Source organism: Hypericibacter terrae, from assembly GCF_008728855.1.
GTDB lineage: Bacteria > Pseudomonadota > Alphaproteobacteria > Dongiales > Dongiaceae > Hypericibacter > Hypericibacter terrae.
In genome coordinates, this window is the sequence record NZ_CP042906.1 from 4,766,962 (window position 1) to 4,781,892 (window position 14,931).

Annotated in this window: 13 protein-coding genes; 1 reads left to right on the forward strand and 12 read right to left on the reverse strand. The window is 65.4% G+C overall.

Going from position 1 to position 14,931, the window contains the following annotated elements:
• Positions 1 to 33 precede the first annotated feature (33 nt).
• From FRZ44_RS21835 to hisD, 10 genes are all read right to left on the reverse strand, one after another.
• The gene (locus FRZ44_RS21835; protein WP_151179165.1) at positions 34 to 1,119 is read right to left on the reverse strand and encodes an ABC transporter ATP-binding protein; all 1,086 of its coding nucleotides are present in this window, start codon (positions 1,117 to 1,119) and stop codon (positions 34 to 36) included.
• Complete coding sequence (locus FRZ44_RS21840; RefSeq protein WP_151179166.1) at positions 1,116 to 2,213, reverse strand: ABC transporter ATP-binding protein; 1,098 nt, start codon at positions 2,211 to 2,213, stop codon at positions 1,116 to 1,118. Before FRZ44_RS21840 ends, FRZ44_RS21835 begins: the two co-directional genes overlap by 4 nt.
• Before the next feature lie 15 nt (positions 2,214 to 2,228).
• Positions 2,229 to 3,134 carry a carbohydrate ABC transporter permease gene (locus tag FRZ44_RS21845; protein WP_225308391.1) on the reverse strand — a complete coding sequence of 302 codons (906 nt, stop codon included), beginning with the start codon at positions 3,132 to 3,134 and terminating at the stop codon, positions 2,229 to 2,231.
• Entirely contained in the window at positions 3,127 to 4,053 is a 927-nt protein-coding gene (locus tag FRZ44_RS21850) for a carbohydrate ABC transporter permease (protein WP_151179167.1), read from the reverse strand. The genes FRZ44_RS21845 and FRZ44_RS21850 overlap by 8 nt, the downstream gene beginning before the upstream one ends.
• A gap of 70 nt (positions 4,054 to 4,123) precedes the next feature.
• Positions 4,124 to 5,608 (reverse strand): extracellular solute-binding protein, encoded by a 1,485-nt coding sequence (locus FRZ44_RS21855; RefSeq protein ID WP_191908239.1) that lies wholly within the window; start codon positions 5,606 to 5,608, stop codon positions 4,124 to 4,126.
• Positions 5,609 to 5,709: 101 nt separating this feature from the next.
• The gene (locus FRZ44_RS21860) at positions 5,710 to 6,696 is read right to left on the reverse strand and encodes an ABC transporter permease (protein ID WP_151179168.1); all 987 of its coding nucleotides are present in this window, start codon (positions 6,694 to 6,696) and stop codon (positions 5,710 to 5,712) included.
• Entirely contained in the window at positions 6,693 to 8,360 is a 1,668-nt protein-coding gene (locus tag FRZ44_RS21865; RefSeq protein WP_151179169.1) for a sugar ABC transporter ATP-binding protein, read from the reverse strand. Before FRZ44_RS21865 ends, FRZ44_RS21860 begins: the two co-directional genes overlap by 4 nt.
• Positions 8,361 to 8,388: 28 nt before the next feature.
• A complete protein-coding gene (locus FRZ44_RS21870) occupies positions 8,389 to 9,729 on the reverse strand; it encodes a sugar ABC transporter substrate-binding protein (protein WP_151179170.1) in 1,341 nt (446 codons plus the stop codon).
• A gap of 38 nt (positions 9,730 to 9,767) precedes the next feature.
• Positions 9,768 to 10,814, reverse strand: coding sequence for an MBL fold metallo-hydrolase (locus FRZ44_RS21875; RefSeq protein WP_151179171.1), 1,047 nt, complete (start codon positions 10,812 to 10,814; stop codon positions 9,768 to 9,770).
• 42 nt (positions 10,815 to 10,856) lie between these two features.
• Positions 10,857 to 12,137 (reverse strand): histidinol dehydrogenase, encoded by a 1,281-nt coding sequence (gene hisD, locus FRZ44_RS21880; RefSeq protein ID WP_151179172.1) that lies wholly within the window; start codon positions 12,135 to 12,137, stop codon positions 10,857 to 10,859.
• Between the two features lie 471 nt (positions 12,138 to 12,608).
• Here hisD and FRZ44_RS21885 point away from each other — a divergent pair, with 471 nt between their 5' ends.
• Positions 12,609 to 13,700 carry a LacI family DNA-binding transcriptional regulator gene (locus tag FRZ44_RS21885; RefSeq protein WP_191908240.1) on the forward strand — a complete coding sequence of 364 codons (1,092 nt, stop codon included), beginning with the start codon at positions 12,609 to 12,611 and terminating at the stop codon, positions 13,698 to 13,700.
• On the opposite strand, the gene FRZ44_RS21890 is transcribed toward FRZ44_RS21885, so the two are convergent.
• On the reverse strand, positions 13,697 to 14,071 hold the full coding sequence (locus FRZ44_RS21890; RefSeq protein WP_151179174.1) for a hypothetical protein: 375 nt from the start codon (positions 14,069 to 14,071) through the stop codon (positions 13,697 to 13,699). The genes FRZ44_RS21885 and FRZ44_RS21890 overlap by 4 nt on opposite strands.
• A 75-nt stretch (positions 14,072 to 14,146) precedes the next feature.
• Positions 14,147 to 14,905 carry an SDR family oxidoreductase gene (locus FRZ44_RS21895; protein WP_151179175.1) on the reverse strand — a complete coding sequence of 253 codons (759 nt, stop codon included), beginning with the start codon at positions 14,903 to 14,905 and terminating at the stop codon, positions 14,147 to 14,149.
• Positions 14,906 to 14,931: the final 26 nt, after the last annotated feature.

Here is a 14,931-nt window from a genome sequence, read left to right on the forward strand (position 1 = left end):
TGTTGCCTGTCTTTGTCCCTGGCCTTCCCTGCTTCAGCGCAGGAACAGGCCCGTCTCGCGATTGAGCAGATGATGCGGCTTGGGCGTGAAGCCGAGCCAGGCCCGGCCCTCGCCCTTGACCGGATGTCCGTCGGCAATGACCGCCTTCAGCACCTTGGCGCCGAGGCGCAGATCGAGGATGGTCTTCGGGCCCAGATGCTCGGCCCAGACGATCTCGGCCGGAAAGGGCGTGTCGCGGCTCTCGGCGACCGCCACCCGGATGTCTTCCGCGCGCAGGCCCAATCCGATCTGGCGCGGCAGGGCCGTCACGCCCGGTCCCAGATCACCCAGCGCCAGCCTGAAGCCGGTGCCCGTCACGACCGCGCCGCCGCCCTCGCTCGTCACCTCGGCGTCGAGGATGTTCATGGGCGGCGTGCCGATGAAGCGCGCCACGAAGAGGTTGGCGGGCCGGTCGTAGATCTCCTGCGGCGTGCCGATCTGCTGGATCCGGCCCTCGTTCAGCACCACGATCCGGTCCGAGAGGCTCATCGCCTCGGTCTGGTCATGGGTGACATAGAGGATCGTCTGCCGGCGCTCGCGATGCAGCTTCTTGAACTCGATCCTGAGCGCGATGCGGATGCGGGCATCGAGATTGGAGAGCGGCTCGTCCAGCAGCAGCAGGTCGGTCGGCTTGATGATGGCGCGCCCGATCGCCACGCGCTGCTGCTCGCCGCCGGAGAAGGTCCGGGGATAGCGGTTCAGCACATGCCCGACCTTGAGCAGCGCCGCGACCTCGCGCACCCGCTGATCGATCGTGGGACCGCCGTCGCCCGGCGCCGTCAACGGGAAGGCGATGTTCTCGTAGCCGGTCATGGTCGGGAACAGCGCGATGTTCTGGAACAGCAGGCTGACACCGCGATCCTTGGGCGCCGTGTTCACCAGGTCGCGGCCATTGGCGAGAATGCGTCCCTCGTCGGGCCGAACCAGTCCGGCGACGGTCTTGAGCAGGGTCGATTTGCCGGCATTGGTGGGGCCGACCACGCAGATGAACTCGCCGGGCTTTACCTCAAAGCTGACATCGGCCAGCGCCGTCACCTTGTCGAAGCGCTTGGTCAGGCCCTGGATCGACAAGGCGCTCATGCCGCGGCCTCGAGGGGCTCGAGCGGCAGGACGATGTCGGTCCCGGCGTCGATCAGCAGCGCCCGCGTGAGATCGAACCGAAGCGCGACGCGGTCGCCCTCGCGCACGGCGCCGGTCGGCGTCACCGCCTGCAGCAGCTGCCCGCCATAGTCGATATGCAGCACTTCCTCCGCGCCCAGGGTTTCCAGGAAGCGCACCGGGAACGAGCCCGCCCCGGCGTCGGCGGCGGGGGCGATCCGGATGTCATGCGGCCGGAGTCCCAGCCAATGCCGGCCGGCGGTCGCCCGGCCCCGACCCAGAACCAGGTTGCGATGACCGGCGGTGGTCACGGCCACCTGGTCGCCGTTCGTCTGCACCTCGCAAGGGATGAGATTGATGGGCGGGTCGCCGATGAACTCCGCGACGAAGCGGTTGCGCGGCCGGCGATAGATCTCCTCGGGACTCCCGATCTGCTGCAGCTCGCCCATGCTCATGACGGCGATCCGGTCAGACATGCTCATGGCCTCAACCTGGTCGTGCGTCACATAGAGGATGGTCTGGCGCAGCTGCTTCTGGATCAGCTTCATCTCGCCGCGCAGGCTGGCTCTGAGCGACGCATCGAGATTGGACATGGGCTCGTCGAGCAGGACCAGCTGCGGCTCGGTCACCAGCACGCGGCCGATCGCGACCCGCTGCATCTCGCTCATATTGAGCCGGTCTCCGCGCCGGTCGAGCAGGCCGGTCAGGTCGAGCCGCTCGGCCATGGCCTTCACGGCCTTGGCGCGCACTGCCGACGGCACGCCCTTGGCCTCGAGTCCGAAGGCGAGGTTGGAGCGCACCGAGAGCTTGCTGAAGACGGCATAGTCCTGGAACACCAGCCCGATGCGCCGGCGTTGCGGCGGCAGGGCCTCGACCGACTGCCCGTCCACCAGGATCGAGCCTGCGGTCGGCGTCTCGAACCCGGCCACCATGGCCAAGGTCGTGGATTTGCCGCAGCCCGAGGGGCCCAGCAGCGAGACGAACTCGCCCTGATCGAGCGAGAGCGACAGGCGCTTCACCGCCTCGACCTCGTCGAAGCGTTTCTCGAGATCGCGCAGTTCGAGCTTGGGCGTCATGGCCGCGTCCCTGCCCTACCGCTTCACGGCGCCGAAGGAGAGGCCGCGCACCAGGTGATTCTGGATCAGATAGCCGAACAGAATCACCGGCAGGGTCGAGATCGTGCCCATCGCCGCCTGCACGCCATAAAGCTTGCCCGAGCTGGCCGAGACATAATTCGCCACCTGGACGGTGACGGTCATGATCTGCCCCTGCGTCAGGGTCAGGGCGAACAGGAACTCCGACCAGTTGAGGATGAAGACGAAGAGCGCCGTCGCCATGATCCCACCCTTGACCAGCGGCAGGGTCACGGTGAGGAAGGCACGCAGCGGTCCCATGCCATAAAGCATGGCGGCGCCCTCGATCTCGACCGGCACCTCGTCGATGAAGCTGCGAATCATCCAGATCGAGAACGGCAGCGTGAAGGCCGTATAGGCGATGATCAGCCCCGGGAAGGTGTCGGAGAGGCGCAGGAACGAGAACACCACCACCATCGGGACCACCACCGCGATCGGGGGGAACATGCGGATGGTCAGGAACTGGAAGGGATAGTTGTCGCCGCCGGTGCGGTAGCGCGAGATCGAATAGGCCGCGAGCGTGCCGAACAGCACGGAGAGGATCGTGGCCGAGATCGAGATGATCGCGGAATCGCCGAAGGCCTTCCAGGCGCTGGTCGAGACCTTGTAGTCGAGCGAACCGGATTCGGTGGCGGCGAAGGCGCGCGCCGCGTCGGGCGCGAAGACGATGCGGTAGTTCTGCAGGGTCGGATTGTCCGAGACCCAGACCGGCGGATAGGCGGCCCATTCCTCCTGCGGCTTGAAGGAGGTCGAGACCAGCCAGAAGATCGGGAAGAAGCTGATCAGCATGGCCAGCGCCACGGCGGTACGGCGCAGCAGTCTGGGTCCTGCGGGAGTTTTCCCCGCCATCTTTGCCTTAGCCATGATGACGCTTCAGGGGTTTGGCCAGCGCCAGGCAGAGCGAGATCACCAGCACGAGAACGATCAGGCCCGCCGCTGCGATATAGCCGATGCGGAAGAAGACGAAGGCACCATTATACATATACATCGAGATGGTCTCGGTCGACGAACCCGGGCCACCGCGTGTCAGGATGTAGACGGCGTCGAAGATCTTGAAGGTCTCGATGCTGCGGATCAGCAACGCCACCAGGATCACGGGCATCAGCAGCGGCAGCATGATGCGGAAGAAGATCCGCACCGGCGAGGCGCCCAGGGCGAGCGCCGCACGCACCTGGTTCTGCAGCAGGTTCATGAGACCGGTCAGCAGCAGCAGGAACATGAGCGGCGTCCATTGCCAGACCTCGCAGGCGATGATCGGCGCCAGCGCCCAGTCGGGATCGGACAGCCAGGAGAACTGGAAATCGGTGCCGGCCACGAGTCCGATCAGATGGTTTATCGGCCCGCGATCGTTGAACAGCATGAAGAAGGCGTTGGCCGCGTCCACCGGCACGATCATCATCGGCAGAATCAGGATGCTGACCGCGAGCTTGCGCCAGGGCCATTCGTCGAGGAACAGCAGCGCCAGCCCCAGCGCGATGACGAGCTCGAAGCCGATGGCGACGACGACGACGAGGGCCGTGCGCCAGAGCGAGCTGATGAAGCGGCTGTCGAACCAGAGGTCGTTGAAGTTCCAGAACCAGTAGAACTCGGCCTCGTACCAGGGCGTGCCGTTGGTCGGCTGCCAGTCGGTCAGGCTGAGCCAGATGGCGATCAGGGTCGGCGCCAGCACCACGGCGAGCATGGTGAGCTGCGCCGGCAGCACGAGCGCGACGTTGAAGGGAATCAACGTTCGCGTCCGACGCACCGGCGACGTCGTCGCGGGATCAGCGGTCTCGGAGGTCATGGCCCGGTCAGTCTAGGGTGGTCCGGCGGACAGGAACACCCCTGCCCGCCGGAACCATGGGCTCGATCGATCAGGTCAGCTCGCCGCGGATGTCGCGGGGATAGAGGCCCTTGAGGAAGCGCCACTGCTCCTGCTGGCCGGCCTTGCCGGCGCGCCGGGTGATGCGGTTCCAGGTGTTGGCGACGTCGTCGAGGGCCGCCTTGGGCTTCTGCTTGCCGACATCGACGTCCTGGATCGCGACCCGGAGGGCGTCGAAATACTCGCCCTGCCCCTTGAGATAGAGGTCGGGGATGCTGTCGCGCATGCTGGCCTCATGCACCGTCAGGAACTCCTCCGAGTAGGATTTGATGATCTCCGGATCGCTGTACTGCGAGGCCCGGAAGGGATCGAAATAGCCGTCCGGATCGCGCACCGCGACGATCGATTCGACCGGGCTGGTGGCGAAGAGGGTGAAGAGATAGGCGATTTCCGGCTCCTTCGACACGCTGGAGACGACATAGTTCCAACCCCAGTTGAAATAGGGGGTCTTCAGGAGCTTGCCCTTGACGTTGCCGCCGGGGGTGAAGCCGAAGGCGAGCTTGCCCTTGACGCTGGATTTGTCGCTGTTGAGGTATTTCTGCGTGCCGCCCCAGCCGATATTGGCGAAGCTGTCGCCCTTGCCATAGGCCTCGAAATTCTCGAACAGGCCGTTGGTGCGGGCCCCCGGATAGAGATATTGCGACGCCGCGACCAGCTCCTCGAGCGCCTTCACGCCGGCGTCGTTGTTGATCTGCGGGTTCATGTTGTCGTCGAGCGGATAGAAGCCCTTGGCGTGGAAGCGCACCCACCATTCCCAGGCGATGAAATACTGGGTCCGGAACAGGGCGCCGCCATACTGGCCCTTGTCGGGACGGTGGAAATGCTTCAGCTGCGCGTCGAGCTCTTCCCAGGTGTCGGGCACCTTGAGCGCGTAGCCGTTGGCGTCGGCGAAGGCCTTCTGCTCCTCCGGATTCTCCAGCCAATCCTTGAGATAGAACATCAGATAGGTGTCGCCGTCGGTCTGGTAGCCGTAGAAGCTGCCCTTGTAGAAATCGCCGATCGAATAGAGCGCGTCGGCCTGGAAGCCGTCGGGCTGGTACTTGGCGGCGTATTTGTCGAGGTTGGTCAGGATGCCGGATTCGACCAGGTCGGGAAGGCCGAAGGTCGCCGGCAGCGCCAGATCGAAGGCGCCGGTCTTGGCCACCGCCTCCAGCAGCATCTTCTGATTGATCTCGCCCAGCGGCACTTCGATGTACTCGACCTTGATGCCGGTCTTGGCCGTCCAGACTTCCGCGACCGGCTTGACGTTGCCGAGCGAGCCCGAGGGCTCGAGGATCTTGAGCGTGATGTCACGGCCGGCCGCGAGCTTCTTGGCCGCCGCCGCCGCGTCGGTATCGACCGAGGCGAGCGGCAGGCCCGCGTTCGCGGACCGGGGCCGCATCACATAGCTCGGCAGCAGAGCCGAGCCGGCGACCGCCGCCGCTCCCTGCAGGAAACGCCGCCGGGTGGATGACAGTTGATTCAGATTCTTAAACATGTTGCTCCCTCACTTGTTCCGCTGTCCCTGTGCTTTGCGTTGTCTGATCTTCTTGGTCAGGCGTTCTTCTTGCGCATATCGAAGGCCATTTTCTTGTTCTGCTACTTCATCACGACGAGCTTGCTGCGATCCTGGCTGATCAGGACCGCACCGATGACGACGATCCCCTTGATGACCATCTGCGTGTATTGATTGACGCCGAGGAGATTGAGGCCGTTGTCGAGCAGCGTGATGATGAGCACGCCGATCAGGGTCCGTTGCAGCCCGCCCACACCGCCCGAGAGCGACGTGCCGCCGACGACGATGGCGGCGAGGCTGTTGAGCAGCAGTTCCGAGCCCAATGTCGGGCCGGCGGCGCCCAGCCGCGCGACGCCCAAGGCGCCGCCCAGGCCCGCCATCGCGCCCGACAAGGTGAAAGCATAGATCTTGTAGCGACGCACCGGCACGCCCGAGGTCCGCGCCACCGCCTCGCCGCCGCCGATCACATACATGTAGCGGCCAAAACGGGTGCGGAAGCAGACGAAGACCGAGACCGCCCAGGCCACCAGCGCAAAGAGCGCGATGTTGGAAACGTAGGGGATCGCCTGGCCGATCGCGAGATTCTCGAAGGCCGTGGAATCGAACCGCAACGCCCGGCCCTGTAGCAGGTTCCAGGCAAGGCCGGTGAAGACCGAGAGGCTACCCAGCGTCACGACGAAGGACGGGATCGAGCCATAGGCGAAGATCAGCCCGTTCAGCAGTCCCAGCAGCATGCCGATGATGACAGCGAGCGGGACGGCGCCGATGCCCAGATCGAGCGCATTGATCAGGAGAACGGTGATCGAGCCCACCAGCAGCACGATGGCGCCGACCGAGAGGTCGATGCTGCCCATCAGGATGACGAAGGTGGCGCCGAGGCAGGCCAGCAGCAGCACGCTCATCTGGCCCGATATGGCCGTCAGGTTGCGCAGGCTGAGGAAGGAATCGGTCGTGACCGAGAAGAAGACGATCAGCGCCAGCACGACCGCGACCGGCAGCCACAGGACGAGCTTCGCCGTCAGCGCCTGTTGCTGCGAGCTGGCGGGCGGGCGCTTGCGTTCGACGTTCAATGCAAGGTCCCCCGTGGCAGCGCGTCGGGCAGGGCCTCGGTCCGGTTGGCCTCATAGCCCAGCATCAATGCCACCAGCGCATCCTCGGTCGGTTTCGCGCCGACCGGGGCCGGCACCGTCGCCGTGATCCGGCCTTGGCTCATGATGGCGATTCGATTGGAAAGCCCGATCAGCTCGAGCAGCTCGTCCGTAATCAGCAGCACCGCCACACCCTCGGCCGTGAGCTTGCGGATGAGGGCGTAGATCTCCTCCTTGGCGCCGGCATCGACGCCGCGCGTCGGGTTGTCCAGCACCAGGACTCGCGGATCGCGGCAGAGCCATTTGGCCAGCACGACCTTCTGCTGATTGCCGCCCGAAAGCCGGCTGCAGATGCTGCCCGGGCCATTGGCCTTGATCCGCAGCCGCTCGATGAAGCTGCGGCTGACGCTGTTTTCGAGACGCCCGCGCCAGTAACCGACCTCGGAACTGAAGAGATCGCTCCCACTGGCGAGCGAGATGTTCCAGGAGACCGGAAAGGCGGTGATCATGCCCTCGGCATGGCGTTCGGCCGGCACATAGCCGAAGCCCTGCGCCATCAGCCGGCGCAGTTCCGGGCGGGCGGGCGTCCGGTCGCCGATCGCGACCGTGCCCTGGTCCGAGGCCAGCACGCCGGCGATGCCTTTGCCCAACGCCGACTTGCCGGAATCGAGCAGGCCGCCGATTCCCAGCACTTCGCCCTGGCGCAGGGTGAGGGAGATGTCGAGATAATCGCCGCGGCGGGAGAGATGCTCGACCCGCAAGGCGGGTGCGGCCGCCTCGACGGACTGCCGGCCGCGCTCGTGGTAGTAATCCTCGTCGCGGGCGCGCCCGACCATCAGGCCATGGAGCTTGCGCTCGTCGGCGCCGGCGGGGTCGACCTCGGCGACGATGCGGCCGTCCTTCATCACATAGATGACGTCGCTGATCCTCAAGACCTCGTTCAGGCGATGCGAGACGAACAGCACCGTCCCATGCTGCTTCAGCCCGGCGATCAGCTTGAAGAAGGCCTCCTCCTCGTTGCGCGCGAGCGCCGAGGTCGGCTCGTCCAGCAGGATGACCGGATGCTCGATCCCCAGCACCATCTGCGGCACCAGGCAGGCACGCGCGATCTCGATCGTCTGGCGGACCGAGAAGTCGTAGTCGCTGGTGGGCCGGCGCACGTCGATATCGAGGCCGATGGTCGAGACGATGCGCTCGGCCACCTCGATCATGCGCCGCGTATCGATGAGCTGGCCCCAGCGCACGAAACGATCCTCGTGCGCCAGAAGGAGATTCTCGTAGACGGCGATGTTGGGGATCAGCGCCTGCTCCTGGAACACGCGGGAGATTCCCAAGAGCGAGGCTTCGCGATAATTGGCCGGATGGATCTCGCGGCCGTCGAGCGCGACGCGGCCGCCGTCGGCCGGGATGATACCGGAGATGATATTGAAGAGTGTCGTCTTGCCGGCACCGTTCTCGCCGACGATCCCCACGATCTGGTTGCGCGCGGCCGAGAGACTGACCGAGTCGAGCGTGGTCACACCGGCAAAGCTCTTGCTGACGTTCTCGACCCGAAGGATCGCGCTTTCGGTCATGGCGGAGGGAGGACGGCGCGCAAGCCGGACAGGGCCGGCGGCGGACAGACGCGAGGCTGGTTCATTGCCCATGGTCCGATCCGCCGCCGTCCCGACCCGATCAGGCCTTCTTCATCGGCGAGGGGCCGAAGAAGTCGATCTTGTAATGCGCCTTGTATTCTTCCTGGACCGCCTTGGCCTCGCCGTTGGCGTGGGCGTCGCGATAGGCGGCGGGATAGTCCCAGCCGTCGGGCTTCGGGATGCCGCCCCACTCGCGGTCGATGTCCATCGGGAACAGTTCCGCCTGCGGATCCCAATCGTTGGGATGCTTCACCTTCGACAGCTTCTCGTAGTCGAAGGGCGCCACGTCGCCATTGTTCACATAGCGCGTGAGATAGGCATCGACATTGTCCTTGGTCATGGCGACCGACCGCCAGCTCATCATCCGTTCGGAGGCGCGCGGCTTCCAGCCATTCATCACGTCGTAGAGGCGCGTCGCGAGAAGGGCTCCCATATAGGCGGGCACGTTGGCGCTGGTGGTCAGGAGTTTTCCCTGCTTGATCGCTTCGGCACCGCCCGTGGTGCCGTCGGCGCCCGAGAGAAACACATCCTTGCCCGGTTGCATGCCGGCGGCCCGAAGGGCCGCCATGCAGCCATCGGCCACGTCGTCGTTCTGCGCGATCACGCCGACGATATTGGGATAGCGCGAGATCAGGTCCTCCATCGCCTTCTGCGAATCCTCGCGGTTCCACTTGCCGGGCAGCGAGCCCGCGAACTTGATCTTCGGGAAATCCTTGAAGGCATCGTCGCGGCCGCGGCTGCGGATGGTGTCGGTCGAGTTGCCCTCGATGCCGGTCACGCCCACGACGGTGCCGCCGCCGAACTTGTCCATGATCGCCTTGCAGACTTCGACGGTCACGGCGCGCTCGGCCGAGAATTCCTCGGGCACCGCATACATCGTGTAGTAGTCGCCGGCCTCGAAGGGGGTGAACCAGGGCAGCGTGCCCCAGGTGTTGTCAAACCAGATCTTGTTCTCGTTGGCGAGCTGGGCGATGCGCTTGATCGATCCGCCCCCCGGGGCATGCAGCATCACGCCGTTGACGCCCGCCGCGATCTGCTGCTCGAACTGATTGAGCTGGCGTTCGGAATCGAGCTGCCCGTCGAAGGAGGCGAACCCGAGGCCCAGCGCGTCGGCGGCCCCGTGGGCGCCGACATCGGCATTGGCGCAATACTCCAGCTGCAGCGTCATGATCAGATGCGCGATCTTGCCGCTCGGATCGGCGACCGCGATGGACGGGATGCCGACACTGGCCGCCGTCGCCGCGGCGATGGCGCTGGCCGAGGCGAAGGACAGGAACTGACGACGCGACACGCCATGGAGATCGAGTCGCTCCATCGTACCGTCGACGACCTTCTTCTGGGTGTAGTCGGGAAACAGCTTGGGATTGAGTCGCTTGGCCATGGTCGGATTCTCCCGGGTTTCTGGCGCTGCTGGCGTCGTTATTGTTTGGCGACGAACTTGATCTTGCCCTCTTCGCGGATGCGCTCCGCCTTGCCCTGCTCGATCAGCCAGAGCAGATGAGTCTGGATGCAGGCCTCGGCATAGCAGTGCCGCTCGCCGATGCCGGTCGAGACCGTGTAGTTGAGATCGGTCTTGACCGGCATGACTTCCGGCAGGAGCTCAGGGATGGTGACCGGCCGCTTCTCGCGGCGCAGCACGAACAGCACCCGGTTCTGGGTATCGCGCTGCTGCATCTGCATGTGCTTCATGCGCCGCAGCGAGCTGTCCTTCGAATAGGCGGAAAGGCCATGGCCCTCGAGCAGAAGCTCGGGCGCGTAATCGATGCAGCGCTGGATCGAGTGCGAATGGTCCTTCGCATTACCGATCGGGAAGGGTCCCAGCGGCGTCGGGTAATGCATCAGGTCGCCCGGATAGAGCGTGCGGGTGTTGGGATTCCACAGGCCGATATGGCCGGGGCAGTGGCCTGGAAGATGGACCACCTCCAGCTTGAGGCCGCCGACATCCAGGATGTCGCCATCCTCGACGGCGCGATCGACCTCGACCGGGAAGTTCCAGTATTTGCGGACGATGTCCGGATCGGAGAGGCCGAAGCTCTCCCCCGGCTTCAGGTTGAAATCCTCGAGCAGCGCCTCGGGTGTCGTACCGAGTCGGGTGATGTTCTCGCGCCGCGTCACGATCATCGGATCCTCGATGATCGGGCGGTCCAGCGGGTGGCAGACGACCTCCGCGCCATAGCGCTTCTTCAGCATGTCGGCATTGCCGACATGGTCGTAATGGAAGTGGGTGATAAAGATGTATTTGAGCGCGTTCTTCTCCTTGTCGAGCAGATCGACCAGGAATTCGCCCATGCCGTTATTGTGCTCGGGCAGCGTCCAGTTGCCGCTGTCGATCAGCAGGTTCTCGCCCTTGCCGCGGATGAGATAGACGCCGCTCTGGACATAGCCGTCGAGCTCGTCCTCGGCGAGCGGCCCATGGATGCCGGGAATGCCCCAACCGTCCGGAGTTTCTGCCCAAAAGAAGATCATCTCATCGCCTCCTCTCTCTCGCCGTCGCTGTCCCGGGACCCGTCAGGCATTCTTCGGTGCGTAGCGGCGGTAGCGCACATCCGCCGTGATCTCGTGCGCGAGCATGCCCTCGACATGGCAGACGCGGCCCATGATCGGTGCGATGCGCCGGCTCGCCTCCGGTGTCAGATGCTGGTAGGTCACGGTCTTGATGAATTTGCCGGCCCAGAGCCCGCCGGTGTAGCGGGCGGCGCGGCCGGTCGGGAGCGTGTGATTGGTGCCGACGCCCTTGTCGCCATAGGCGACCGTGCATTCCTCGCCGAGGAAGAGGCTGCCATAGTTGCGCAGCTTCGACAGATAGAAGTCGAGCCGCTTGGTCATCACCTCGAGATGCTCGGGCGCATATTCGTCGCTGACCGAAACCGCCTCCTCGTCGCTGTCCACCACGACGATCTCGCCATGGTCGCGCCAGGCGAGCGAGGCGACCTCGGCGGTCGGCAGGGTCTCGAGCTGCTTCTCGATCTCGGCGAGCACCGCCTTGCCCAAGGCATCTGAGGTGGTGACGAGCCAGGCAGGGCTGTCCGGCCCATGCTCCGCCTGCCCCAGCAGATCGGTCGCGATCAGCGCCGGATCGGCGCTGTCGTCGGCGATGATCAGGATCTCGGTCGGACCCGCCATCAGATCGAGGCCGACCACCCCGAAGAGCTGGCGCTTGGCCTCGGCGACGAAGGCATTGCCGGGGCCGGTGATCATGTCGACGGGGCGCATGCCGACGCAGCCATGGGCCATGGCGGCCATGGCCTGGACGCCGCCCAGCGCATAGATCTCGTCCGCGCCGGAGGCATGGAGCGCGTAGAGCGTCGGCGGGAAGATCGCGACGCCGTCGCGCGGCGGAGCGCAGGCCGTGATATAGCCCACGCCCGCCACCCGCGCCGTGCCCACGCTCATGATCGCGGCCGACACCAGCGGATATTTGCCGCCGGGGATATAGCAGCCCACGGCCTCGACTGGGATATGCTTCTGGCCCAGCCGGATGCCGTCCTGGGTCTCGACCTCGAACTCCTGCATGCTGTCGCGCTGGCGGCGCGCGAAGTCGGTCACCTGCTGCTTGCAGAAGGCGAAATCCTCCTTGAAGGATTCCGGCAGGTTGGTCGCCACCTTGCGGATCTCGTCCTCCGAGACCCGAAACTCCTTGCCCTGCCAGCGATCGAGCTCGCGCGCATAGCGCGCCACCGCCTCGTCGCGGTTGCTCGCGATGTCGGCCAGCATCTTGCGCACCGTCTCTTCGACGCGGCTCAGATCGCGCGGCGCCTTGGGCGGCGCCTTCTTCACATATCTACGCATGTTCCATTTGCTCCTGCGGGGCCTTCAACCGACCCGGCACGAATGCAACCCTTTACATTTCGAGATCACGAACGGGCCCCGTGCCGAAGCGAGGCCGAGAAACCCGCACCTCGTCGGGGCCAATGAAAACGAGAGCGGACCCGCGCACACGCGAGTTTTTCTTGGCGCTGGCACAAGAAACATTTGAGCCTCCCTGGTCGAGCCTCGCTCAAGGCACAACCCGTCCCCGCATTCTTGTCGGCGGTGGATCGGGTTGCCGAGGTGACTGTAAGCGTTTACATAAAAAACGCAACAATGTTCGTGAAGGGAGCGCAGGGCGGCATCGGCCCTTGCCGCAGCGCAACAAAAAATCATCCCGATGGCGAGGTCCACGGCACTCCGTCATCCGGCCAACCGACCCGCTCGGCGAGGCCTCTGGAAATTTCGGCAACCACATTGCAATGGGACACGCGGCGTCATAGGACATTGCGCATGGCAGACAGCAACCCGAAGGCGAAACGGCGCGCCAAGCGCAGCAGCCGTCCGCGTCCCGGCGGCAGCGTCACGATCCATCGCATCGCGGCCGAGGCCGGCGTCTCGACCGCGACCGTCTCGCGTGCGCTCAACCAACCCGAGAAAGTCAGCGCGGAGGCACGCGAGCGCGTCCAGGCCGCGATCAAGCGCAACCATTATATCCTCGACGGTTTCGCGGTCGGCCTCGCCTCGCGGCGCTCGCGCACGATCGGGCTCCTGATCCCCACCATCACCAACTCGATCTATGCCTCCTCGACGCAGGCGGTGCAGCGCGTCGCGCAGCAGAACGGCTACAGCGTGCTGGTCGGCGTGTCGGAGTTCTCGCCGTCGCGCGAGGAAGTGCTGATCCAGAAGCTGCTCGAGCGGCGGGTGGACGGTCTGGTGCTCACCGGCGAGGCGCGGTCGGCCGCGGCCTATGAGAAGATCAAGCGCAATGGCGTGCCCTTCGTCGTCACCTGGCAGTTGACCGCCGATCCCGCTTTGCCCTCGGTCTCGTTCGACAATCGCAAGGCCACCTTCGCCGCGGTCGAGCATCTGATCGCGCTCGGCCATCGCCGGATCGGGCTCATCTGCGGGCGTACCGATGTCAATGACCGGGCGCTGGCGCGGCGCGAGGCCTTCGAAGCCTGCATGGCCCGCCATGGGCTGCCGGTGTCAGCCGATCTGGTGTTCGAGCGCGATTTCGAGTTCGTCGAGGGACGCAGCGCCATGCATGCGATCCTGCGCCACCGATCACGCCCCACCGCGGTCTTCTGCGCCAATGACATTCAGGCGATCGGCGCCATGTATGAGTGCCAGGAGGCCGGGGTGAAGGTGCCCGAGCAGATGTCGATCGTGGGCTTCGACGACCTGCCGATCTCGCAATACATGCATCCGCAGCTCACCACGGTTCGCGTGCCGGCGGACGACATGGGAAAGCGCGCGACCGAGATGCTGCTGGCGGCGATCGAGGGCAAGCCCGGCGATCAGCGCGTCGAACTCACGACCGATCTGGTGGTGCGCCGTTCCACCGCGACGCCGAAGCGCCAGAACCGCGCGTCCGCGAGCTAGAACGCGATCTTCCAGCTTCCGTCGGACGTCTCGCAGAAGGGCAGCTGATAGGCCCGTCCGCCGCCTTTGGTGAAGACATGCTCGACCTGACCGCAGCGCATGCCGTCGCGGGTGAAAACATCGAGCAGCGTCGCCCGGCCGGCCTTGCCCGTCAGCGGATCGTCCCAGTCGATGGAAGCGCCCACCTGCTGTCCCTCGAGCACCTCGCGCACCGACTGCTTCAGGAGGCCCCAGTCCCACTCGCTGAGATTGTAGGACGTGTGGCCGAAGGGATCGACCAGGGGACCGGCCTGGGCCGGCAGGGCGAACGCAACGGCCATCGCGGCCAAGGATAGCGCCAGAATCGCGCCAGGACGAAAGCTCGGTGCCATGATCCCCTCTTTCGGTTGCGACAACAGGGCCCCTCGATGAAGCGGCTGGCCGTTCGCCGGAGCGACCCCTGCTCCCTATCCGCGACCGACGAAGGGCATGTTGGTCGCCATCACGGTCAGGAACTGGGCATTGGCCTCCGGCGGCAGGCCCGCCATGAACAGCACGGCCTGCACCACATTGCGCACATCCATGGTGGGCTCGATGGCGAGCGTGCCGTTGGCCTGCGGCACGCCGCTCTTCATCTTCTCGGTCATGTCGGTCGAGGCATTGCCGATATCGATCTGGCCGCAGGCGATGCCATGGAGCCGCCCGTCGAGCGAGATCGATTTCGTCAGGCCGGTAACCGCATGCTTGGTCGAGGTATAGGGCGCCGAGTTCGGCCGCGGGGCATGGGCCGAGATCGAGCCGTTATTGATGATGCGGCCGCCCTGGGGCTGCTGCGTCCTCATCATGCGGAAGGCGGCCTGCGCGCAGAGGAACATGCCGGTGAGATTGACTTCGACGACCCGCTTCCAATCCTCATAGGGGATCTCGTCGAAGGGCAGGCCGCGGCCGAAGGTGCCGGCATTGTTGAAGAGCAGGTCGAGCCGGCCGAAAGCCGACCGGGTTTCTGCGAAGAGGCGGTTGACCGAGGCCGGATCGCTGACATCGGTCGGGACCGCGAGGCTGCGGCCCGGCAGGGCCTTGCCCCTGGCGGCCGTCTCCTCGAGCGCATCCTGCCGGCGCCCGGCCAGGGCGACCGAATAGCCTTCGCCCAGCAGACCCAGGGCCACGGCGCGTCCGATGCCGCTGCCGGCGCCGGTAATGATCGCCACTTTATAGTCAGCCGACATGCCGTCCCCTGCGCTTCCCGATCGAG